15 protein-coding genes and 1 pseudogene are annotated in these 23,417 nt (G+C 71.4%); 5 read left to right on the forward strand and 11 right to left on the reverse strand.

All coding sequences use genetic code 11. The features are described from left to right. Positions 1 to 777: maltotransferase domain-containing protein (locus ACZ7M7_RS44405; RefSeq protein ID WP_472127486.1), on the reverse strand; the 777-nt coding region annotated here is incomplete at its 3' end. A gap of 238 nt (positions 778 to 1,015) precedes the next feature. Next, positions 1,016 to 2,218, reverse strand: a complete 1,203-nt coding sequence (locus ACZ7M7_RS44410) for a S8 family peptidase (protein WP_472127488.1) — start codon at positions 2,216 to 2,218, stop codon at positions 1,016 to 1,018. 322 nt (positions 2,219 to 2,540) lie between these two features. Here ACZ7M7_RS44410 and ACZ7M7_RS44415 point away from each other — a divergent pair, with 322 nt between their 5' ends. Beyond that, positions 2,541 to 5,159 (forward strand): glycosyltransferase family 1 protein, encoded by a 2,619-nt coding sequence (locus ACZ7M7_RS44415; protein WP_383607555.1) that lies wholly within the window; start codon positions 2,541 to 2,543, stop codon positions 5,157 to 5,159. Between the two features lie 27 nt (positions 5,160 to 5,186). Here ACZ7M7_RS44415 and ACZ7M7_RS44420 read toward each other — a convergent pair whose 3' ends face one another. The 8 genes from ACZ7M7_RS44420 to ACZ7M7_RS44455 all read right to left on the reverse strand — a co-directional run bounded on the left by ACZ7M7_RS44420 (position 5,187) and on the right by ACZ7M7_RS44455 (position 19,352). Next, the gene (locus tag ACZ7M7_RS44420) at positions 5,187 to 5,693 is read right to left on the reverse strand and encodes a DUF1990 family protein (RefSeq protein ID WP_383607554.1); all 507 of its coding nucleotides are present in this window, start codon (positions 5,691 to 5,693) and stop codon (positions 5,187 to 5,189) included. Between the two features lie 68 nt (positions 5,694 to 5,761). After that, positions 5,762 to 7,426, reverse strand: a complete 1,665-nt coding sequence (locus ACZ7M7_RS44425) for a M4 family metallopeptidase (protein WP_472127489.1) — start codon at positions 7,424 to 7,426, stop codon at positions 5,762 to 5,764. A 211-nt stretch (positions 7,427 to 7,637) separates the two neighbouring features. After that, complete coding sequence (locus ACZ7M7_RS44430) at positions 7,638 to 9,692, reverse strand: M4 family metallopeptidase (RefSeq protein ID WP_472127491.1); 2,055 nt, start codon at positions 9,690 to 9,692, stop codon at positions 7,638 to 7,640. A 272-nt stretch (positions 9,693 to 9,964) separates the two neighbouring features. Further along, the gene (locus ACZ7M7_RS44435; protein WP_472127493.1) at positions 9,965 to 11,995 is read right to left on the reverse strand and encodes an NAD(+) synthase; all 2,031 of its coding nucleotides are present in this window, start codon (positions 11,993 to 11,995) and stop codon (positions 9,965 to 9,967) included. A 59-nt stretch (positions 11,996 to 12,054) separates the two neighbouring features. After that, complete coding sequence (locus ACZ7M7_RS44440; protein ID WP_472127509.1) at positions 12,055 to 13,761, reverse strand: ABC transporter ATP-binding protein; 1,707 nt, start codon at positions 13,759 to 13,761, stop codon at positions 12,055 to 12,057. A 149-nt stretch (positions 13,762 to 13,910) separates the two neighbouring features. Beyond that, positions 13,911 to 15,626 (reverse strand): ABC transporter transmembrane domain-containing protein, encoded by a 1,716-nt coding sequence (locus ACZ7M7_RS44445; protein WP_472127495.1) that lies wholly within the window; start codon positions 15,624 to 15,626, stop codon positions 13,911 to 13,913. A gap of 40 nt (positions 15,627 to 15,666) precedes the next feature. Next, positions 15,667 to 17,529 (reverse strand): ABC transporter ATP-binding protein, encoded by a 1,863-nt coding sequence (locus ACZ7M7_RS44450; protein ID WP_472127497.1) that lies wholly within the window; start codon positions 17,527 to 17,529, stop codon positions 15,667 to 15,669. Beyond that, a complete protein-coding gene (locus ACZ7M7_RS44455; RefSeq protein WP_472127499.1) occupies positions 17,526 to 19,352 on the reverse strand; it encodes an ABC transporter ATP-binding protein in 1,827 nt (608 codons plus the stop codon). Before ACZ7M7_RS44455 ends, ACZ7M7_RS44450 begins: the two co-directional genes overlap by 4 nt. Positions 19,353 to 19,559: 207 nt before the next feature. On the opposite strand from ACZ7M7_RS44455, the gene ACZ7M7_RS44460 reads away from it, so the two are divergent. From ACZ7M7_RS44460 to ACZ7M7_RS44475, 4 genes are read left to right on the forward strand one after another with little or no spacing between them, the layout of a single operon-like run. Continuing rightward, positions 19,560 to 20,477, forward strand: a complete 918-nt coding sequence (locus tag ACZ7M7_RS44460; RefSeq protein WP_472127501.1) for an ABC transporter ATP-binding protein — start codon at positions 19,560 to 19,562, stop codon at positions 20,475 to 20,477. Beyond that, positions 20,474 to 21,208, forward strand: a complete 735-nt coding sequence (locus ACZ7M7_RS44465; RefSeq protein WP_472127503.1) for an ABC transporter permease — start codon at positions 20,474 to 20,476, stop codon at positions 21,206 to 21,208. The genes ACZ7M7_RS44460 and ACZ7M7_RS44465 overlap by 4 nt, the downstream gene beginning before the upstream one ends. A 23-nt stretch (positions 21,209 to 21,231) precedes the next feature. Then, positions 21,232 to 22,488: a sensor histidine kinase gene (locus ACZ7M7_RS44470; protein WP_472127505.1), complete on the forward strand. Its 1,257-nt coding sequence runs from the start codon at positions 21,232 to 21,234 to the stop codon at positions 22,486 to 22,488. Next, positions 22,478 to 23,116, forward strand: coding sequence for a response regulator (locus tag ACZ7M7_RS44475; RefSeq protein WP_472127507.1), 639 nt, complete (start codon positions 22,478 to 22,480; stop codon positions 23,114 to 23,116). The genes ACZ7M7_RS44470 and ACZ7M7_RS44475 overlap by 11 nt, the downstream gene beginning before the upstream one ends. 150 nt (positions 23,117 to 23,266) lie before the next feature. On the opposite strand, the pseudogene ACZ7M7_RS44480 reads toward ACZ7M7_RS44475, so the two are convergent. Then, positions 23,267 to 23,417: pseudogene (locus ACZ7M7_RS44480) on the reverse strand (IS701 family transposase); the annotation flags it as partial.

Raw genomic sequence — 23,417 nt, forward strand, 5'->3', positions numbered from 1 at the left:
GGTGCCGTGGGGCTGCTCGGGGGTGCCCTCGGAGCGGGGGAAGAACTCGTACCAGGAACCGAACAGGGCCCGCTCCCGCTCCACCAGCAACGGCAACGGGTCCGAAGCGGTTACCAGGTCCCGCAGCGGATACCGCCCCAACACCCCGTTCACCTCGGGCGTCAACGCGGCCGCCAGCCGCCAGGCGGCCGGGCGGTTCTCGTCCCGCAGCGCCTCGACGACCGCGAGGATCACCGACCGCCCCTCGCTCTCGTGGATCTCGGCGGCCGCACGTTCGTACAGCCGCGCGCCCTCCTCCAGAACCAGTTCCGTGTCCATCCCGGCTGGGATCTTGATCTGGGCGTGGTGCCGCCAGGTGGCCACCGGATCGCCCCAGGCCTCGACCCGGTAGGTCCAGTGGCCCGGCTCGCCGGCGGTGACGGTGGCGCCCCAGCGGTCGGTGCCCGGGGCGAGTTCGCGCATCGGCGTCCAGGGGCCGGGCCGGCCGTCCGGGTCGGTCAGTACGGCATTGGCGGCGACGGCGTCATGTCCCTCGCGGAACACGGTCGCCGAGATCTCGAAGGTCTCGCCGGTGACGGCCTTCGCGGGCCTGCGCCCATGCTGGACGACCGGGCGGACGTCGAGAACGGGTATGCGCCCGACACCACGCGCCGCGTCGTTCGCGGAGGATCGCTCCGGAGCCGGCGGTCCGGGGTCGGCGGTGACGGTGCGGGGGGCTGGGGGTGCTTCGGTGCGCGACGTCGGGGGTGAGGACGACTGGTGGTGCATGGCGGGCATGACCGCTCCTGTCCGCGTCATCTTGGGTGGGCGGATGGCTGTGGGGAGGTGGGTCCTGCGTGGTTCGTTCCGGCGCGCGCCCGGGGGCGCACGGGTGGGGTTACCGCTGGAGCCTTCCCACCCTATTCGGGTACGCAATCCGGCACTTTGTTAACTACTCACGCGTATGTCTACACACAAGACCGGCCCCGTTCCTCAAGAACGGGGCCGGTGCCGGTAATTCGGCGTGAAGAGGCCGCTATGAGCCCGGTACCTGCAGGAGTTTGTTCGGCGAACCGAGCCCCCGCCCGGAGACCTTGCCGGTGGCGGCCTGCGCCACCAGCGCCTTGGACACCTGTGCGGGTTTCGCCTTGGGATGGTCGGCCAGATAGAGCGCGGCCACACCCGCCGTGTGCGGCGCCGCCATCGACGTACCGGAGTAGGTCGCCTTGCCGGTGTCATTTGCGTTTGACGCGGAGGTGATGGAGACGCCCGGCGCGAATACGTCCAGAGCCGAACCGAAGTTGGAGAAGCCCGCCCGCGCGTCCTTTCTGTCGGTGGCGCCCACGGTGATGGCCTCCCGCACGGCCGCGGGGGAGTACAGGCCGGCCGGCAGTCCGTCGTTGCCGGCCGCGACCGTGTAGGTGACGCCGGACGCGATGGAGTTGCGTACGGCGGCGTCCAGTTGCTTGTTGCGGTAGCCGCCGAGGCTGACGTTGGCGACGGCCGGCTTCCTGGCGTGCCTGGTCACCCAGTCGATACCGGCGATGACGTCGGCCGTGCTGCCGCCGCCGGCGTTGTCGAGGACCCGCACGGCGACGACCTTGGCGTTCTTGGCGACGCCGTACTGCTTGCCCGCGATGGTGCCGGCGACGTGGGTGCCGTGGCCGTTGCCGTCGCTCGCGGTCCTGTCGTCGCCGACGAAGTCCCACCCGTAGCTCGCGCGGCCGCCGAAGTCCTTGTGCGAGACGCGGATGCCGGTGTCGATCACGTACACCGTCACTCCGCCGCCCGCCGACTCCGGCCAGGTGTAGCTCCTGTCCAGCGGCAGGTTCCGCCGGTCTATGCGGTCCAGTCCCCAGGACGGCGGGTTCTTCTGCGTGTGGTCCAGGGTCACCCGGGTGTCCTGGACGACCGACGCGACCCGGGAGTCCGCCGCGAGCCGCCTGGCCTGTCTCTCGTCGGCCCGGACGGCGTAGCCGTTGAGGACCGTGCCGTAGGTATGGCTTATTTTCGCCCCGTACTTCTCGGCAAGGCTCTTTCCGGCCGCCGACGGTGCTTTCGTTCCCCCCTTGAGCGTCACCAGGTAACTGCCGCTGACGGAGCCGGGGTCCCCGGCGCCGAGTATCTGTCCCTCCGGTGCGGCGTGCGCGGGCATGGTGGTGGCCGAAAGTGCGACGACACAGGTCACCGCGGTCAGACCACCGGCCCGGCGCAGACGCCGTGTGCGCGTCCGTGCCATGGTGTGAGTTCCCCTCCTCAACTCGGCGCAATAAGGCCCTGGAACACGGGGTGCACCCCGCTCGGGCCGGTGCGCCACCAGTCAGCCTCTCGTGGTGTGAGAAGTCGCCACAAGGAGGCCCACGGGGGCGGAATCGGCCATACCGGGCATGGGGGATCCGCGAAAGGTTGCGGCGTTTTCCGGACGGACGTGCTCTGGTCCTCGCGCTTGACACTCACAAAACGCACGGTGGTTGCGAACCCCCGCATACCGATACTGTCGGTGGCGATGACGGGACCCACACCGCCGTGTGTCCCCTGCCACGCGCTGCCCGAGGTGGAATGTGAAGGCGATCCGTCGATTCACCGTCCGTCCAGTGCTCCCCGAACCCCTCCGGCCCCTGAGTGATCTGGCGCGCAACCTGCGCTGGTCCTGGCATGCGGAGACCCGCGATCTCTTCCAGTCCGTCGACCCCGAGTGCTGGGCGGCCTCGGGCAACGACCCCGTACGGCTGCTGGGCAGCGTGTCCCCCGGGCGGCTCGCGGAGCTGACCGAGGACCGCCGCTTCCTGGCCCGGCTGGCCGCGGTCGCCGGTGACCTGAACGACTACGTCACGGGTGAGCGCTGGTACCAGGAGCAGTCCGCCGAACTGCCCACCGCCGTCGCCTACTTCTCACCCGAGTTCGGCATCACGGCCGCCCTGCCCCAGTACTCCGGCGGCCTCGGCATCCTGGCCGGCGACCACCTCAAGGCGGCCAGCGACCTCGGCGTACCCCTCATCGGGGTCGGCCTGCTGTACCGGCACGGCTACTTCCGGCAGACCCTCTCCCGCGACGGCTGGCAGCAGGAGCACTACCCGGTCCTGGACCCCAACGAGCTGCCGGTCGCGCTCCTGAAGGAACCCGACGGCACCCCCGCCCAGGTCTCCATCACCCTGCCCGGCGGCAGGCAGCTGCACGCCCGCGTCTGGCTCGCCCAGGTCGGCCGCGTCCCGCTGCTGATGCTCGACTCGGACGTCGAGGAGAACGACCTCGGCGAACGCGGCGTGACCGACCGGCTCTACGGCGGCGGCAGCGAGCACCGGTTGCTGCAGGAGATGCTGCTGGGCATAGGAGGAGTGCGGGCGGTCCGGACGTACTGCCGCCTGACCGGCCACCCCGAACCCGAGGTCTTCCACACCAACGAGGGGCACGCCGGCTTCCTCGGCCTGGAACGCATCGCCGAACTCTGTGCCGCGGGCATGGACTTCGATCCGGCGCTGGAAGCCGTGCGCGCCGGCACGGTCTTCACCACCCACACGCCCGTCCCGGCCGGCATCGACCGCTTCGACCGTGAGCTGGTCGCCCACCACTTCGGCCCCGACGCCGAGCTCCCGGGCATCGAGGTCGGGCGGATCCTCCAGCTCGGCATGGAGACCTACCCGGGCGGCGAGCCCAATCTGTTCAACATGGCTGTGATGGGCCTGCGCCTGGGCCAGCGCGCGAACGGCGTCTCGCTGCTCCACGGCAACGTCAGCCGGGAGATGTTCTCGGGCCTGTGGCCGGGGTTCGACCCCGACGAGGTGCCGATCACCTCCGTGACCAACGGCGTCCACGCCCCGACCTGGGTCGCCCCCGAGGTCTTCCGCCTCGGCGCCCGCCAGATCGGCGCGCAGCGCACCGAGGACGCCATGACCGTCGGCGGCTCGGACCGCTGGGACGCGGTCGCGGAGATCCCCGACCAGGAGGTCTGGGAGCTGCGCCGCAACCTGCGCGAGCAGCTGGTGACGGAGGTACGGGACCGCCTGCGCACCTCCTGGCGGCAACGCGGCGCCGGGACGGCCGAGCTGGGCTGGATCGACGGCGTCCTCGACCCCGACGTCCTGACGATCGGATTCGCGCGGCGGGTCCCGTCGTACAAGCGGCTGACGCTGATGCTGAGGGACCGCGACCGGCTGATGGACCTGCTGCTGCACCCGGAGCGGCCCATCCAGATCGTGGTGGCGGGCAAGGCGCACCCGGCGGACGACGGCGGCAAGCGCCTGGTCCAGGAGCTGGTGAGGTTCGCCGACGACCCGCGGGTCAGGCATCGGATCGTCTTCCTCCCCGACTACGGCATGGCGATGGCCCAGAAGCTCTACCCGGGCTGCGACATCTGGCTCAACAACCCGCTGCGCCCCCTGGAGGCCTGCGGCACCTCCGGCATGAAGGCCGCACTGAACGGCTGCCTCAACCTCTCCGTCCTGGACGGCTGGTGGGACGAGTGGTTCCAGCCCGACTTCGGCTGGGCCGTCCCCACGGCGGACGGCACCGGCACGGACCCGGACCAGCGGGACGACATAGAGGCGGCGGCGCTGTACGACCTGCTGGAGCAGCGGGTGACCCCGCGCTTCTACGAGCAGGGCCAGGGAGGCCTGCCGGACCGCTGGATCGAGATGGTCCGCCAGACCCTGACCCTGCTCGGCCCCAAGGTCCTGGCGGGCAGGATGGTCCGCGAGTACGTGGAGCGCCTCTACACCCCGGCCGCGCACGCCCACCGTGCGATGACGCCGGACGCGGCGCGTGAGCTCGCGGGCTGGAAGGCGCGGGTGCGTGCGGCCTGGCACGGCGTCACGGTCGACCACGTGGAGACGTCGGCGGCCACCCCCACCGCGGAACTCGGCTCGACGCTCAGCCTCCGGGTCCGCGTCGGCCTCGGCGACCTCGGGCCGGAGGACGTCGAGGTCCAGGCCGTCTCGGGCCGCGTCGACTCGCAGGACCGCATCGCGGACGCCTCGACGGTCCCGCTGAAGCCGACGGGGAGCCCGGACCCGGACGGCCGCTGGGTGTACGAAGGCCCGCTGTCCCTGGACCGGACGGGGCCGTACGGCTACACCGTCCGGATCCTGCCGGCGCACCGGCTGCTGGCGTCGAGTGCGGAGCTGGGGTTGGTGGCGGTGCCTTCCGAGGATGTGGGCGAAGGGGCGGGCGTCCTGCTGCGGTGACGTCGTCGAGGGGGGCTGCGGTGTCCCTCAGTCCCCCTCGGCCTCGCACAGCTGCCGCAGCACATTGCCGCACCGTCGCGCGTACGCGTGCTGCAACCCTCGCGTCGCAGGTCCCCCCGCCCGTGCGTACCACTTGGCCGCGCGGCTGAAGGCCTGCACGGTCAGCCACACCGTCCCGTCCCCGGTGCGGTCCACGAGGAAGGCCTCCTCGCCGCATTCGGGATGACCGGAAAGCGTGCCGTAGGCCCAGCCGACCCGGCGGTACTCCTCCGCCGTCCAGACCACCCGGCACGGGGCCTTGATCAGCCCGGCCAGGGTGACCGTCACGTCGACCTCGGGGGCGGCGCGGTCGGCCGACGCTTCTATGCCGACGCCCATCGAGCGGTGCATCTCCCAGGTCATGACCGCTTCGGAGGCTCTGCGGAAGACCTCCTCGCCCTCGCCTATGCGGGTGCGCACGTGCAGGGGGTGGAAGCCGGGCGGGCAGAAGCCGTTCTCCCGGGTCGCGCCGACGTCGTCGTACGTGAAGGACATGGGCCCAAGCGTAGGGCGGCACCCGGGGATGCCTTTCTCCCGGGTGCCGCCCCGCAACTACATGTGCGTCAGCTGACGTTGATGGCCGACCAGGCGGCCGCCACGGTCTTGTACTCCGTGCTGGTGGAGCCGTACAGGGCGGACGCCGCGCTCAGGGTCGCCGTGCGGGCGGCCTTGTAGTTCGTCGTCGACGTCATGTACTCGGTCAGGGCCTTGTACCAGATCGCGGCGGCCTTGGCGCGGCCGATGCCCGTGACCGTCGAGCCGTTGGACGTCGGGGAGTTGTAGCGCACCCCGTTGATCGTCTTCGCGCCGCTGCCCTCCGACAGGAGGTAGAAGAAGTGGTTCGCGGGGCCCGAGGAGTAGTGCACGTCCAGGCCGCCCAGCGAGGACGACCAGCTGTCCTTGGACGCGCCGTCCTTGCTCGGCTTGTCCATGTAGCGCAGCGGGGTGCCGTCGCCGTTGATGTCGATCTCCTCGCCGATGAGGTAGTCACCGACGTCGGCGGAGTTGTTGGCGAAGAACTCCACCGCCGTGCCGAAGATGTCGGAGGTGGCCTCGTTCAGACCGCCCGACTCGCCGCTGTAGTTCAGGCCCGCCGTGTTGGAGGTGACGCCGTGGGTCATCTCGTGCGCGGCCACGTCGATCGACGTCAGCGGGTTGGTGTTGCCCTCGCCGTCGCCGTACGTCATGCAGAAGCAGCTGTCGTCCCAGAACGCGTTGACGTACGCGTTGCCGTAGTGGACGCGCGAGTAGGCGGCCTTGCCGTCGTTCTTGATGCCGCTGCGGCCGAAGGTCTCCTTGTAGAAGTCCCAGGTCTCCTGTGCGCCGTAGGCCGCGTCGACGGCGGCGGTCTGGTCGGTGGAGGAGCTGGACGCCGTGCCGGTGCCCCACGTGTCGTCCGCGTCGGTGAACAGCGTTCCGGCGGAGGAACTGGTGCTGCGGGCCTTGTTGTACGTCTTGTGGCCGCCGCGCGTGGTGTCGTAGAGCTGGTACGTCGAGCCCGACTTGGTCGTGCCGAGCGTGACCGTGCCCGAGTACAGGCTCTTGCCGCTGCCGGTCTCGATGCCCTGGTACTCGAACAGCTTCTTGCCGGTGGCGGCGTCGGTGATGACGTGCAGCTCGTTCGGGGTGCCGTCGTCCTGGAGGCCGCCGACGACCGTCTCGTAGGCGAGGGTCGGCTTGCCGTTCGCGGCCCAGATCACCTTCCGGGGCGCCTGGTCGGCCGCGGTCTTCTCCGAGCCGGCCGCCTCGGCCAGCTTCACGGCCTGACTCTCGGCCTTGTCCGCGGTGACCGCCGGCTTGAGCGAGGCGACCTTGATGGTGGCCTTCGTCGCCTTGGTCACGCCCTTTCTCGCGCCGGACGCCGACTCGTGGACGACCAGGTCGCCGCCGAGGACCGGCAGGCCCGCGTAGGTGCGCTCGTAGCGGGTGTGGACCGAGCCGTCGGCGTCCTTGACGACGTCCTTGACGACCAGCTTCTCCTGGGCGCCGAGGCCTATTTCGTCGGCGGTGTCGGCCGCCTCGGCCTGCTGGTCCTTGATGAGGGTGGTGCGGGCCGCGGGGGCGAGCGCGACCGGTACGGCGAGCGGAGCGGCCTTGGTGCCGGCCCCCGCGGGGGCCGCTGCGGCCGAACCACCGGTGGTCAGCGCGGTGGTGAGGAGGGCCCCGGCGGCCACGGTGGTGGCGATGGCCAGGGTGGTGCGCTTGCGACGCGCGTAGAGGGGGGTCACACGAGCTCCTTTTGTGGGGGAGGTGCATTGGTGCTGGTGCGGCGGGTGGGGGAAGCGTGACACCTGGGGCGCGTACATGTCAGGAGTGAACGGTGATGTTGGCCAAGTTTTGACTGTTGGGTGAATGTTTCAGAAACGTGAACGGGCGCCGTCCCGGCGGGAGTTGAACCCACCGAGACGACGCCCTGTCCTGGGCAGGCCGTCAACGGGCCTACGGGAAGGTGAGCTTCCAGCTGTTGATGTAACCGGTGTCGATGGCCGCGTTGTCCTGGACACGCAACTGCCAGACGCCGTTGGCGACCTCGGAGGACGCGTTCACGGTGTACGTGGCGTTGAGGTTGTCCGCGCTGCCGCCGGTGCCGTAGCCCTTCAGCGTGTACGCCGTGCCGTCGGGGGCGACCAGATCCACCTTGAGGTCACCGATGTAGGTGTGGACGATGTCCACGGCGACCTGGAGGTTGGACGGGGCGTTGCCGGTCCGCCCGGAGACGGTGATCGGCGAGGTGACCGCCGCGCCCCGGTCCGGGATCGCCACGTCGGTTCCGCTCTCGAAGGACGTGCCGCCGCCACCACCGGGGCGGGAGCCGACGTTGATGCCCGCCCACGCGTCCTGGACCGCCTTGTACTCGGCGCCGTCGGTGCCGTAGAGCTCACCGGTGGCCGCGAGGGTGCCGGTGCGGGCGCCCGCGTAGTTGGTCGTGGACGTGAACTTCGTGGTGAGCGCGCGGAACCAGATCTTCTCCGCCTTGTCCCGGCCGATGCCGGTGACCGGAAGGCCGTCCGACGTGGCCGAGTTGTACGTGACACCGTTGATGGTCTTGGTGCCGCTGCCCTCGCTCAGCAGGTAGAAGAAGTGGTTGGCGGGGCCCGACGAGTAGTGCACGTCGATCGAGCCGATGCCCGAGTACCAGCTGTCCTTGGACGCGCCGTCCTTGCTCGGCTTGTCCATGTAGCGCAGCGGGGTGCCGTCGCCGTTGATGTTGATCTCCTCGCCGATGAGGTAGTCACCCACGTCGGAGGAGTTGTTGGCGAAGAACTCGACGGTCGAACCGAAGATGTCGGAGGTGGCCTCGTTCAGGCCGCCGGACTCGCCGCTGTAGATGAGGCCGGCCGTGTTCGAGGTGAGCCCGTGGGTCATCTCGTGCGCGGCCACGTCGATCGACGTCAGCGGGTTGGCGTTGCCCGAGCCGTCGCCGTACGTCATGCAGAAGCAGCTGTCGGACCAGAACGCGTTGACGTAGTTGTTGCCGTAGTGGACCCGGGAGTACGCGCCCACACCGTCGCCGCGGATGCCGCTGCGCCCGTGCACGTTCTTGTAGTAGTCCCAGGTCAGAGCGGCACCGTAGTGCGCGTCCGCGCCGGCCGACTCCAGGTTGGAGGGGCTGCCGTTGCCCCAGACGTCGTCGGGGCCGGAGAAGAGGGTGCCGGTGCCGGAGGTGCCGCGGTTCAGGTTGTACGTCTTGTGCCCGCCGCGCGCGCCGTCCGTGAGGTTGTACGTCGACCCGGACTGGGTGGTGCCGAGAGTGACCGTGCCGCTGTAGACCGTGTTGCCGGTGCCGGTCTCGATGGCCTCCCACTCGTACAGCTTCGCGCCGGTGGTGGCGTCGGTGACGACGTGCAGTTCCTGCGGGGTGCCGTCGTGCTGGAAGCCGCCGACGACCGTCTCGTACGCCACGGTCGGCTTGCCGTTCGCGGCCCAGATCACCTTGCGGGGTGCCTTGTTGACGTCCGGGCTCTTGGCCTTCTCCGCCTTCGCGGCGGCCAGCGCCTGCTTCTCCGCCTTTGCGGCGGGAACGGCGGCGGTGGTGGTGGCCGGCTTGATGGCGGCCCGGGTCGCCTTGACGACGGCCTCGGTCGCGCCCGACTTCGCCGTCTCGACGACGAGGTCACCGCCGAGGACGGGCAGGCCGTCGTACGTCCGCTCGTAGCGGGTGTGGACCGTGCCGTTGCCGTCCTTGAGGACGTCACGGACGACCAGCTTCTCCTTGGCGCCGAGGCCCAGGTCCTTCGCGGTGTCCGCCTTGCCGGCGTTGGCCTCGCGTATCAGCTCGGCGCGCTGGGCGGGGGACAGCTTGACCGACTCGGCGCCCGGTATGACCTTGCCCGCGGCCGACGGTGCCTTCTCCGGGGCGGCGGTGGCGGCGCCCGACTGGACGGCCGCCGCGATCAGGGCGGAGACGCCGACGAGAGCGACGGCGGCGGCGCGGCGGTGCGTGGTGTGACGCGTCGTGTGGGAGGTGCGTCTGTGGGAGGAACTGTCTCTCAACACTGACTCCTTCTGCGCGGCCGCGGATCACGCGGCCAGGGGAGACCGGCCGGCGGGTGGGCCGTCCGGGCAGAGCAAGTGGTACGCAGAACGACGTGCGCGTGCGGGAGCTCGGCCGCGGGCACCGCAGTGTGACGGTGGTGTGGGGTTGCTGTGTCGCGGCCGTGGGAAGAGTGGCAGGTGGTTGCGGTTTCTGTCAGGACCGCGTCAGAAAGTTGGCCGGAAATCGTTCGTTGTCCGGGAGTTCACGTTCGATAAACGGAGCAGTCGCATCAATCGTCGAAGCGCGCGAGATCGCGCAGCCACGCAGCCGCGTTGCCGTCCGACGGCGCCCGCCAGTCGCCGCGCGGGGACAGCGAACCACCGGCCGAGACCTTCGGTCCGTTCGGCATCGCCGAGCGCTTGAACTGTGCGAACGCGAAGAAGCGACGGCAGAAGACCTCCAGCCAGCGCCTGATCTCCGCCAGGTCGTACGCCACCCGCTTGGCCTCGGGGAAGCCCGGCGGCCACGCGCCGGCGTCCGGGTCGTGCCAGGCGTGCCAGGCCAGGAAGGCGATCTTCGACGGCCTGAAGCCGTACCGCAGCACCTGGAAGAGCGTGAAGTCGTGCAGTGCGTACGGGCCGATCTTCGACTCGGTGGACTGCATCTCCTCGCCCGGCACCAGCTCCGGGCTGATCTCCGTGTCCAGGATCGCCGCCAGCGTCTTGCCGGTCTCCTCGTCGAACTGGCCGCTGGTGATGACCCAGCGGATCAGATGCTGGATCAGCGTCTTCGGCACCCCGCCGTTGACGTTGTAGTGGCTCATCTGGTCGCCCACGCCGTACGTGGACCAGCCCAGCGCCAGTTCCGACAGGTCACCGGTGCCGAGCACGATGCCGCCGCGCTGGTTGGCGAGCCGGAACAGGTAGTCGGTGCGCAGGCCGGCCTGCACGTTCTCGAAGGTGACGTCGTACACCGGCTCGCCGGACGCGAACGGGTGGCCCATCTCCTGAAGCATCAGCCGCGCCGTCGGCGTGATGTCCAGCTCGGCCGCGGTGACGCCGAGCGAGTTCATCAGCTTGTGGGCGTTGCCCTTGGTGTGGTCGCTGGTCGCGAAGCCCGGCAGGGTGAACGCCAGGATGTCGCTGCGCGGGCGGCCCGCACGGTCCATCGCCCGGGCGGCGACGATCAGCGCGTGCGTGGAGTCCAGCCCGCCGGACACCCCGATGACCACCTTCGGGCCGCCGATCGCGCCCAGCCGCTGCTGGAGGCCCGCCACCTGGATGTTGTACGCCTCGTAGCAGTCCAGGGCGAGGCGCTCGGCGTCGGCGGGCACGAACGGGAAACGCTCGACCCGGCGCTTGAGGCCCAGGTCCGCCGTCGGCGGGTCGAGCCGGAAGTCCACCCGCCGGAAGTCACCGGTGCGCCCGGCGTGCGTGCGCCGGTTGTCGTCGAACGTGCCCATCCGCTGCCGCTCCTGCCGCAGCAGGTCGAGGTCGACGTCGGCGACCGCGTACTGCTCGTCGAGCGAGAACCGGTCCGTCTCCGCCAGCAGGGCGCCGTTCTCGTAGATCATGGTCTGCCCGTCCCAGGACAGGTCGGTGGTCGACTCACCCAGACCGGCCGCCGAGTACACGTACGCCGCGAGACAGCGCGAGGACGCCGAGCGGCACAGCAGCCGCCGGTCCTCCGCCCGCCCGACCGTGATCGGGCTGCCCGAGAGGTTGGCCAGCACGGTCGCGCCGGCCAGCGCGGCCTCCGCGCTCGGCGGCACCGGCACCCACATGTCCTCGCAGATCTCCGCGTGCAGCACGAGACCGGGGACGTCCTGCGCCTCGAAGAGCAGGTCCACGCCGAACGGCACCTCGGCGCCGCCGACCCGGATCGTCCCGCCGCGCTCGTCGTCGCCGGACGCGATCTGCCGCTGCTCGTAGAACTCCCGGTAGTTCGGCGGGTACGACTTGGGTGCGACGCCGAGGATCCGGCCGCGGTGCACGATCACCGCGCAGTTGTAGATCCGGTGTCGGTGGCGCAGCGGGGCGCCCACGACCAGCACCGGAAGCAGGTCCGACGACCCGGCCACGATCGACTGGAGCGCCTGCTCCACCTCGTCGAGCACCGTGTCCTGGAGCAGCAGGTCCTCGATCGAGTACCCGGTCAGGCCCAGCTCGGGGAAGACGGCGACGGCGACGCCCTCCTGCGCGCACCGGCGCGCCTGCCGCAGAACCGCTTCCGCGTTGGCGTGCGGGTCGGCGATGACGGTGTGACCGGTGCACGCGGCCACGCGCGCGAAGCCGTGCTGGTAGAGCGACCAGAAGTTCAACGGACTTCCCCAGGAGAAGCGGACAGTGCTGGCATCGAGCATAGATCGCCTGATCAGGCCTACGCCGTTCCGGGCGAGGCGGGCCGCTCCCCGTGCCAGGACCGCCACAGCGCCGCGTACGCCCCGTCCGCCCCGACGAGCTCGTCGTGGGTGCCGATCTCGGTGAGGCGGCCGTTCTCCATCACGGCCACGCGGTCCGCGTCGTGCGCGGTGTGCAGGCGGTGGGCGATGGCGATGACGGTACGGCCCTGCAGGACGGCGGCCAGGGCGCGCTCGGTGTGCCGGGCGGTCGTCGGGTCGAGCAGGGCCGTCGCCTCGTCGAGGATCAGGGTGTGCGGGTCGGCCAGCACCACGCGGGCAAGGGCCAGCTGCTGGGCCTGCGAGCCGTCCGTGCCGTGACCGCCGTCGCCCAGCGCCGTGTCGAGGCCGTCGGGCAGCCGCCGTACCCACGTGTCGGCGCCGACCGCCGTGAGCGCGGCCCACACCTCCTCGTCCGTGGCGGACGGCTCGGCGATACGGAGGTTGTCGCGGACCGTGCCGAGGAAGACGTGGTGCTCCTGGGTGACCAGGACGACCTGACGGCGCAGCTGCTCCGGGCCGAGGGCGACGACCGGGACGCCGCCGACCGTCACCGAGCCGGCGGTCGGCGCGTCGACACCGGCGAGCAGCCGGCTCAGGGTCGTCTTGCCGGCACCGGACGGGCCGACCACCGCCAGCCGTTCCCCCGGCCGTACGGTCAGGTCGACATCGCTGAGGACCTCGCCGCCGCGGTCGTAGGCGTAGCGCACGCCGGTCACGTCGATGCGGTCGTCCGTGGGAGTGGGGGAGTCGGTGTCGGTGGCCTGGGGGGCGCGGGCCAGGCCCTCCACGCGGGCGAACGAGGCGCCGCCGCTCTGGAGTTGCTCGACCCGCATCAAGATCTCGTCCAGCGGGCCGACCATCTGCTGCAGATAGAGCGCCGCCGCGACCACCGTGCCCAGGCTGATCGTGCCCCGCGCATGCAGTGCCCCGCCGACGAGCAGGACGGTCGCCACGGGGACGAGATAGGCGATCTCGACCGACGGGAAGAACACCGTGCGCAGGAACAGGGTGTGCAGGCGGGTCCGCCGGGACTCCTCCAGCGCGTCCCGGCTCGCCGTCACCCGCCGCCGCTCCAGGCGCAGCGCCTCCACCGTACGGGCGCCGGACGCGGTCGCCGCGAGGATCTCCGCGACGTCCGAGGTGGCCGCACCCTCGGCGAGGTAGCCGGTGCGGGCGCGGCGCAGATACCAGCGCAGCACCGGCCACAGGCCGCCCAGGCCGAGCAGACCGCAGGCACCGAGCAGGGGATCCAGCGCGACCACCGCGCCCAGCAGGAACAGGACCTGTACGGAGTTGATGAGCAGCTCGGGCCCGGCGTCGCGCAGGGTGGTGCCGACGGTTGCCACGTCTGCGGTGCCGCGCGCCGTCAGGTCGCCGCTGCCGGCCCGCTCCACGACCGATGCGGGCAGCGCGAGCGTGCGGTTCACGAACTCCTCGCGGACGCGGGCGAGGGTGCGTTCGCCGAAGCGGTGGCCCACGTAGCGGGCCCAGCGGGCCAGCAACAGCTGGGCTGTAGCCGCTATCAGGATGGTGAGGGCGAGTTTGTCGACGGCCGTTACGCCGTGCCCGGCGCGGACCTCGTCGATGATGCGGCCTACCAGCCAGGGGCCGGCCAGGCCGGCGATCGCTGCGAGGGAGTTCAGGGCGAGTACGGCGGTGAAGGACTTGGCGTCGGCTCGGATCAGGCGGACGGTGGCTCGGCGGACGTCTTGGGGCTCGGCGACGGGGAGGGCTGTGCGGCTACTGGCTCGGGACTTGGTGTTGTCTGCCGGGTGCGGGTGCTTCGTGGCTTGTCGCGCAGTTCCCCGCGCCCCTTTGGGGCGTTTGGCTTCCGTCACTTGGCGAGCTCCTCGGCGTCTTCGTCCCGGGCCACCAATGCTCTGTATCCCGGCTCCCCGTCCAGCAGTTCTCGGTGGGTGCCTGTTGCCGCCACCTTGCCGTCGACCAGGTAGTGGACCGTGTCCGCCCGGGCCAGGACCAAGGGGGACGTCGTCGTCACCAGCGTCGTGCGGCCCCGTCTCGTCGCGTGCAGGCGTTCGGCGACACGCGCCTCGGTGTGGGCGTCCAGTGCCGACGTCGGCTCGCTCGCCAGCAGCACCTCCGGGTCCGCCAGCAGTGTGCGGACCAGGCGGACGCGCTGGCGTTGACCGCCGGAGAGGTTGCGGCCGTGGGCGTCGATCGGGGTGTCGAGGCCGTCGGGGAGGCCGCGGACGATGTCCTCGGCGACCGCCGTGTGCACCGCTCGCGTGATCGCACGCTCGTCCCCGTCCGCGGACCCGGATGCCACCAACTGGCGCAGCGTGCCCGCGAACAGGTCGGCCTCGTGGTCGGCAACCAGGATGCGCTCCCGGACCTGCGGTAACGCGATCTCGCTCAGGGGCACTTCGCCCCAGGTCGCCGCCGACGGGACGTAGCGGCCGAGGCGGTCGACGACGGCCGTGGCGTCGGCCGGCAGCGCGGCGGCCAGTGCGGTGAGCCGGCCCGGTGGCACCCGCACCCCGGACTCGGGGTCGTGCAGTGCCGCCGGCTCCGCAGGCGCGCCCCGCGTGCCGGTGTCCGCCATCGGCTCCAGCCGCAGGAACCGTACGACCCGTCGCGCCGCCACCACGCCACGGCTGACCTGGTAACCGCACTCGATGACGAACGCCACCGGCCCCACCAGCACCGCGACATACCCGTACACCGCCACCAACTCGCCCACGGTGATGCCGCCCTGGGCGGCCAGCCGCGCCGCCAGCCAGGTCACCACCGCCAGGAACAGCGTGGGCAGCCCCACGCCGAGCGCCTGCACCCAGCTGGTCACCGCCCCGACCCGGTAGCCCTGGGCCCGCAGCCGCTGCGAGTCGCGGTGGAAGGCGTCGGCGACCAGGCCCTTGCCGCCGAGGCCGTTGAGGACGCGCAGGCCGCCCGCGAGATCGGCGATCCGTGCGGTCAGGACACCCTGCCGCTCCCGGTACTCCGTCTCCGTGCCCTGCAACCGCCCCAGCAGCGGCCCGACGAGCACGCCGACCAGCGGCATCCCGAGCAGCACCACGACGGCGATCGGCACCGACACCGACACCAGCAGACCGGCGACCGCCAGATAGGCGACGACAGCACCGACACCCGGGCCCACGACGGTCAGGGACTGGCTGATGGTCTGGACGTCGCCCACGCCGATCGTGACGACCTCCCCGGCCCCGATCCGGCGTGGCAGCGTGGCACCCAGTCGTACCGCGTGGCCGATCAGCACCTTGACCGTGCGGAAGTTGCTGTCCATCCGCACCCGCGTCATCGTGCGGTGCCGCATGATGCTCAGCCAGGCGTTGAACGCCCCCACCGCGCACAGCGCACCCGTCCACCCCGCCAACGCGCCGTAATCACCGGCGGCCAGCCCGTCGTCGACGGCACGGGACATCAGGTACGGGGTCGCCGCCAGCAGCACCATCCACACGCTGGAGATCAGCGCCCCCATGGCCGACCGCATGCGCTGGCGCATGACGAGCCACCACAGATAGCGCCAGCCGCCACGACAGTCGGGTGTCCCCGGATCCTCGTACGCGTCGATCATCGTTCCCCGTGCCCCGTTCGTCGTCCCTCGTGCCGCCCGACTACGCCAGACTGTCCCGCCACGCCCGATGCAGATCCGCGAACCTGCCGGTCCCCGCGATCAGTTCGGCCGGTGTGCCGTCCTCGACGATCTGCCCGTGCTCCATGACCAGCACGCGGTCCGCGATCTCGACCGTGGACAGCCGGTGGGCGATGACGACCGCCGTGCGCCCGTGCAGCACCGTCGACATCGCACGCTGCACGGCCCGTTCGCCGGGGATGTCGAGGGAGCTGGTCGCCTCGTCGAGGATCAGCACGGCCGGGTCGGCGAGCAACGCCCGGGCAAACGCCACGAGTTGGCGCTGACCGGCGGAGATACGGCCACCCCGCTTGCGTACGTCGGTGTCGTAGCCGTCCGGGAGCGCGCTGATGAAGTCGTGTGCGCCGATGGCCTTCGCCGCCTGCTCGATCTCCTCGCGGGTGGCGTCGGGGCGGCCGATGGCGATGTTCTCGGCGACCGTGCCGGAGAACAGGAACGCCTCCTGCGTCACCATCACCACCCCGCGCCGCAGCTCGGGCACGGCGAGCTCGCGCAGGTCGACGCCGTCGAGGAGGACCCGGCCGTCCGAGGGGTCGTAGAAGCGGGCGAGCAGCTTGGCCAGTGTCGACTTGCCGGCGCCCGTGGAGCCGACGACCGCGACGGTCTGGCCGGCCGGGAACGTGAGGTCGAAGCGGGGCAGCACTTCGCCGCCGGTGCGGTAGCCGAACCGGACGCCGTCGAAGACGACCTCGCGGCCGGGGTGCTCCGACTCGAGGGCCGGCAGCTGCCGGGGCGCCTGCGGCTCGGGCACGGACGGGGTCTGGGCGAGCAGTCCGGCGATCTTCTCCAGGGAGGCCGCCGCCGACTGGTACGAGTTGAGGAACATGCCGAGCCGGTCGATCGGGTCGTACAGCCGGCGCAGATACAGCACGGCCGCCGCCAGCACACCCAGGGCGAGCGTGCCGCCCGCCACCCGGTAGGCACCCCACAGCACGATCCCCGCGACGGCCGTGTTGGCGACGAGCCGGGAGCCGACGACATAACGGGCCATCTCCAGCAGCGCGTCGCCGTTCGTCCGCTCGTGCCGGGTGTTGAGGACCCGGAAGTCGGCGTCGTTGACGGCCTCGCGGCGGAAGGCGCGCACCGGGCGGATGCCGTTCATCGTCTCGACGAACTTCACGATCACGGCGGCGATCGCGGTGGAGCGCACGGTGTACACGCGCGCGGCGCGCCGCCGGTAGCTCCGTACGAGGAGGTACAGCGGCGCGAAGGAGGCCACGGCGACCGCACCGAGGCCGAGGTCGAGCCAGAGCAGCAGCGCCGAGATGTAGACGAAGGAGAGGATGACGGTGACGAGCTCCTGCAGCCCCTCGTCGAGCAGCTCGCGCAGGGACTCCACGTCCGTAGTGGAGCGCGAGATGAGCCGCCCGGACGTGTAGCGCTCATGGAAGTCGAGGCTCAGGGCCTGGGCGTGGCGGAAGATACGGCCGCGCAGGTCGAGCAGCACGTCCTGGTTGACGCGGGCGGAGAGCAGGATGAACGCGTACTGCAGCACGCCGGACGCCACCGCGCACAGCAGATAGCCGGCCCCGACCGCGACCAGCGGGCCGAGATCGTCGCGGCGGAACGCCGGTACGGCCGTGTCGATCGCGTACGCCACCAGCAGCGGGCCCGCCTGCACCGCCGCCTGCTGGAGCAGCAGGAGCAGCGTGGTGACGGCGACCCGCGCCTTCATCGGGGCGAGCAGGGAGCGCAGCAGGGTGGCGGTGGCGCCCGGCGGAGTGGGCAGGACGTCGTGGTCGAAGGGGTCGTCGGGCCGCGGGGATTCGGGTCCCTCCTCGGCCGGCTCCTCCTTGCCCGGTGCGGTGGCGGTCGTCGCCGTCATCGGTGGGCCTCCTCGGTCCCGGCCATGAGGTGGGCGTACTCGGCGTTCGTGCGCAGCAGTTCGTGATGGGTGCCGACGGCGGCGATACGGCCGCCGGAGAGCAGGGCGACGCGGTCCGCCAGGAGCACGGTGGACGGGCGGTGGGCGACGATCAGGGCGGTGGTCTCCGCGAGCACGTCCCGCAGGGCGGCCTCGACGGCGGCCTCGGTGTGCACGTCCAGGGCGGACAAGGGGTCGTCCAGCACCAGGAAGCGGGGCCTGCCGACCACCGCCCGCGCGAGCGCCAGTCGCTGTCGCTGGCCGCCGGAGAGGCTGAGGCCCTGCTCGCCGACCTGGGTGCCGGTGCCGTGCGGCAGGGCGTGCGCGAAGTCGGCCTGCGCGACGGCGAGCGCCCGCTCCAACTCGGGTTCTCCCGCGTCGGCCGAGGTCCCCATCAGCACGTTCTGGGCGACGCTGGCCGAGAAGAGGGTGGGCTCCTCGAAGGCGACGGCGACGAGTTCGCGCAGTGTGTCCCTGGGCAACTCGGCGATGTCCTTGCCGTCGAGGGTGATGTGGCCGGATGTCACCTCGTGGAGGCGGGGGACCAGGGCGGTGAGGGTGGTCTTGCCGCTGCCCGTCGCACCGACCAGGGCCATGGACTCGCCCGGGCGGATGTGGAGGTCGATGTCGGCGAGGACGGGTGGGGCGTCCGTGGGGGCGTCGGGGTAGCGGAACGAGACGTCGTGGAACCGGAGTCCCCTGTCCTCGAGCCCCGTTGAGCCGGTAGCGGTAGCGGTGGCGGCCGGCGCAGTGACACCGGCCGCGGTCGGCTCCTCCTGCTCGGCGTCCATCACCTCGAAGTACCGCTCGGTCGCCGTCGCCGCCTCCTGGCTCATCGCCAGCAGGAAGCCGATCGAGTCGACGGGCCAGCGGAGCGCGAGTGCCGTCGACAGGAACGCCACCAGCGTGCCCGCCGACAGCTGACCGTCCGCCACCTGGATCGTGCCCAGCACCAGCGCCGCCCCGATGGCCACCTCGGGCAGCGTCACGATGACGCCCCAGATCGTGGCGAGGAGCCGGGCCTTGCGCAGTTCCGTGCCACGCAGGGTCCGCGACAGTTCGCGGAACGCGCGGGCCTGGCTGCGGTGCCGGCCGAACCCCTTGATGATCCGGATGCCGAGCACGCTCTCCTCGACGACCGTCGTCAGATCACCGACCTGGTCCTGCGCGCGGCGCGCCACCGTGGCGTACCGCTTCTCGAAGATCACGCAGGTGACCATCACGGGTACCGCAGGGATCAGGATCACCAGCCCCAGCGTCCAGTCCTGGAGCAGCATGATGATCACGCCGGCGAGGATGGTCACGGCGTTGACCAGCAGGAACGTCAGCGGAAACGCGAGGAACATCCGCAGCAGCATCAGGTCGGTCGTGCCCCGCGACAGCAGCTGGCCCGACGCCCACCGGTCGTGGAAGGCCACCGGCAGCCGCTGCAGATGCCGGTACAGATCCGCGCGCATCCCCGCCTCGACCCCGGCCAGCGGTCGGGCCACCAGCCACCGCCGCAGCCCGAACAGCAGCGCCTCCGCGACCCCGAGCAGGAGCAGATACAGCGCCCCGAGCCAGACCCCGGCCGGATCCCGGTCCGCGACGGGCCCGTCCACCATCCACTTCAGGACGAGCGGAATGACCAGCGACAGACAGGACGCGAGGATCGCCACGAACGCCGCGGTGAACAACCGCCCCCGCACGGGCCGCACGTAAGGCCACAGACGCAACAGCGTCCGCACGGCGGAACGGTCGGATCGGTCAGGGCTGTCCTCGGTGGTTGCACGTGTCGTCACCATCAGCAGCGAGCCTACGGATCGGCACTGACACTGCCCACCGAGTTTTGGCCGGTCCGCGATCCGCCGCTGGTCCTACGACCTGCGTGTTCGAGGGGTCGTACAGAGCGAGCCGGTGGGGGTCGTACGCCGGCATCAACCGATCGGCCGATGTCCCTTCGAGCGCGACGGCGGATGTGGCGCACCCCGCCCCGCCGCGACCCTGATGCCATGTCCGTCATCGAAGTCACCGACCTGCGCAAGACCTACGGCGGCCGAACCGTCGTCGACGGCGTCTCCTTCACCGTCGACGAGGGCGAGATCTTCGGCATCCTCGGCCCGAACGGCGCCGGCAAGACCACCACCGTCGAGTGCATCGAGGGCCTGCGCGTCCCCGACGCGGGCCGCGTCCGGGTCACCGGCCTCGACCCCGTCGCCGACCACGACCGCGTCACGCACGTCCTCGGCGCCCAGCTCCAGGAGGGCCGCCTCCAGGAGAAACTCACCGTGCGCGAGGCGCTCCAGCTGTACGCGGCGTTCTACCCGAACCCCGCCGACTGGCGCCCGCTCGCCGAGCGTCTGGGCCTGACCGACCGGCTCGGCGCCCGGTTCGGCAAGCTGTCCGGCGGCCAGAAACAGCGGCTGTTCATCGCGCTCGCCCTCATCGGCAACCCCCGGATCGTGGTCCTCGACGAGCTGACCACCGGCCTCGACCCACGGGCCCGCCGGGACACCTGGCAGCTCATCGAGGAAGTGCGGGCCGGCGGGGTGACCGTCCTGCTGGTCACCCACTTCATGGAGGAGGCGCAGCGGCTCTGTGACCGGATCGCCGTGATCGACAAGGGAAGGATCGCCGCCCTGGACACCCCGGCCGGGCTGATCCGCCGCTCCGCCGGCGCCACGGTGATCACCTTCACGCCGTCCGCGCCGCTGGACGAACAGGAGCTGAGCGCCCTGCCCGCGCTGGCCTCCGTCGCGTACAAGGACGGCCGGATCACCCTGGCCGGCAGCGACGAGACGGTCAACGCCGTGATCACCCTGCTCGCCCGCCACCGCGTCACCGCCCATCAACTGCGCGTCAGTGACGCCACGCTGGACGACGCCTTCCTGGACCTGACGGAGACGGACCTCACGGAGACCACGCCATGAACACCGCCGTACTGCGCACCGAGGTCCGCCTGCTCGCCCGCGAACCGGGCAGCCTCTTCTGGATCCTCGTCTTCCCGCCCGCGCTGCTGGCCGTCCTCGGCACCGTCCCCGCGTTCCGCGAGCCCCAGGACGGACTCGACGGTCTGCGCATCGTCGACACGTACGTCCCCGTGACCGTGCTGGTCGGCATGATCGTCGCCGGCGTGCAGTCGATGCCGGCGGGCATCACCGGCTACCGGGAGCACGGCATCCTGCGCCGCATGTCCACCACTCCGGTCCGGCCGTCGGCGCTGCTGTCGGCGCAGATGCTGGTCCACGCCCTGGCCGCCGTCCTCTCGGCGCTGCTGGCGCTCGCGGTCGGACGGCTCGCCTACGACGTACGACTGCCCGGACAGCCGTACGGCTATCTGCTCGCGCTCGTGTCGGCGGTCCTCGCCGCGCTGGCCCTCGGGTCGGTGATCTCGGCGCTGTCCCGGACCGTGAAGATCGCGGGTGCCGTCGGGACGGCGGTGTTCTTCCCGATGCTGTTCTGCGCGGGCGTGTGGCTGCCGGTGCAGGCCATGCCCGACGTGATGGCCGACGTCGTCGGACTGACGCCGTTCGGCGCCGCCGCGCAGGCCCTCAACGAGGCCACGGCGGGGCACTGGCCCGGCTGGGGCCACCTCGGCGTCATGGCCGCCTGGACGGTCGTGCTGTCGGTGGCGGCCGCGCGCTGGTTCCGCTGGGAGTAGGGGCGCACGTGCAGACTGGTGGCATGACCGCGGTGGACACCGACATCGAGCGGCGCTGGGAGCTGATTCGCAGCAAGGGGCCCTACGGGCTGCTCGCGGTCGCCACGCTGCTGTCGGTCGCCACCGCCGAGCTGACGCCGGGCGCGGCGGAACGGATCGCGGTCGCGGGGCTGGTCGCCGCGGGTTTCGCACTCCAGCTGTGGTGGGTCCGGGCGAGCCGCACCCGCCCCGGCCCGTCCACCGCCGGCGCCGTGTACTACACCGTGCGCTGGGCCCTCGGCTTCGCGCTCACCTGGCTGAATCCGTTCTTCGCCTTCTACGCGGTCACCGGCTACTTCGACTCCGACGAGCTGTTGCGCGGGCGGCGCCTGCCGTGGATCGGCCCGTTCGCCTGCTCCATCGCCGTCTCGGGCGCGCAGGCCGGGGGGCTGCCGTTCAAGGAGTCCGTGCAGTGGGTGGTGTTCGGCGCGCTCGTGGTGGTCAACAACGTCATCCTGACGGTGGTCGGCCACCTCACCTCGCAGCAGGAGGAACGCTCCCGCGCCCGCGCCGAAACCATCGCCGAACTCGAGCGCACCAACACGGCGTTGCAGCAGGCACTGGACGAGAACGCCGCCCTGCACGCCCAACTCCTCGTCCAGGCACGGGAGGCGGGTGTCGCCGACGAGCGCCGGCGCCTGGCCGCCGAGATCCACGACACCATCGCCCAGGGCCTGACCGGCATCATCGCCCAGCTCCAGGTCGTCGCGAACGCCCCCGACCTGCCCACCGCCCGCACCCACCTCGACCGCGCGTCCGCCCTCGCCCGCCACAGCCTCGGCGAGGCCCGCCGCTCGGTGCACAACCTCGCCCCCGTCGCCCTGGAGAACGACGGACTGCCCGAGGCCCTGAAGAGCACGGTCGCCGAATGGGCCGAACGGACCGGCGTACGCGCCGGGTTCACGGTCACCGGCACCACGGAACAACTCCACGACGAACTCTCGGCGACGTTGCTGAGGATCGCCCAGGAGGCCCTCTCCAACACCTCCCGGCACGCCCGCGCGACCCGGGTGGGCGTCACCCTGTCCTTCCTCGGCGACGAGGTGATCCTCGACATCCGCGACGACGGCCGGGGCTTCGACCCGCTCGCCCTGCCCGAGCGCAGCCACGCAGGCGGCTTCGGCCTCGCCGGCATGCGTGCCCGCGCCGAACGCATGGCCGGTTCCCTCACCGTCGAGTCCGAGCCGGGACACGGCACGGCCGTGTCGGCTCGCGTACCGTTGGTGCGCCATGAGTGGTGACGAGCCGTCCATCTCCCTGCTGATCGTCGACGACCATCCCGTCGTACGGGACGGCCTGCGCGGCATGTTCGAGTCCGCGCCCGGCTTCCGCGTCCTCGGCGAGGCCACCGACGGGGTGGAGGCGGTCGACAAGGCCGCCGTCCTGGACCCCGACGTGATCCTGATGGACCTGCGCATGCCGGGCGGCGGCGGGGTCGACGCGATCGCCGAGCTGACCCGGCGCGGCGCCCGCGCCAAGGTCCTCGTACTGACGACGTACGACACGGACACCGACACCCTCCCGGCGATCGAGGCGGGCGCGACGGGCTACCTCCTCAAGGACGCCCCGCGCGACGACCTGTTCACGGCCGTACGCGCCGCCGCCGAAGGCCGCACCGTCCTCTCCCCGGCCGTCGCCTCCCGCCTCGTCTCCGCGGTCCGCGCCCCAGGCAACGAACCGCTGTCCGCCCGCGAGCGCGAGGTACTGGCCCTGGTCGCCAAGGGCACGTCCAACCGTGAGATCGCCCGCGAACTCTTCATCAGCGAGGCGACCGTGAAGACCCACCTCACCCACCTGTACGCCAAGCTGGGCGTCAAGGACCGGGCGGCGGCGGTGGCCACGGCGTACCAGCGGGGGATCCTGGGCTAGGCCGTGTCCGCAAAGTCCCGCCCTCCGGGCGCACGACGGGACTTTGCGGACACGGCCTAGTAGTGCTTCGTTAGGTTGTGGGATGTCTGCGGCGGCTCCGAGGGCTGGGCAGGGGGCGGCCGCAGGTGGTGCAGGTGCCGGTCCAGCACCTCAGCAAGTCTTGGAGTGCGTCGAGGGTCTGGTAGAGACTCGTGCTGGTGTCTCGGCTTTTGGGTCGAGCCTGCGGAGGGTGAGGAATGCCTGGGCGGCGGTGACGAGGGTGACGTGGTGGTGCCAGCCGCGCCAGGTTCGGCCCTCGAAG

It is taken from the genome of Streptomyces sp. NPDC111606 (genome assembly GCF_055656945.1).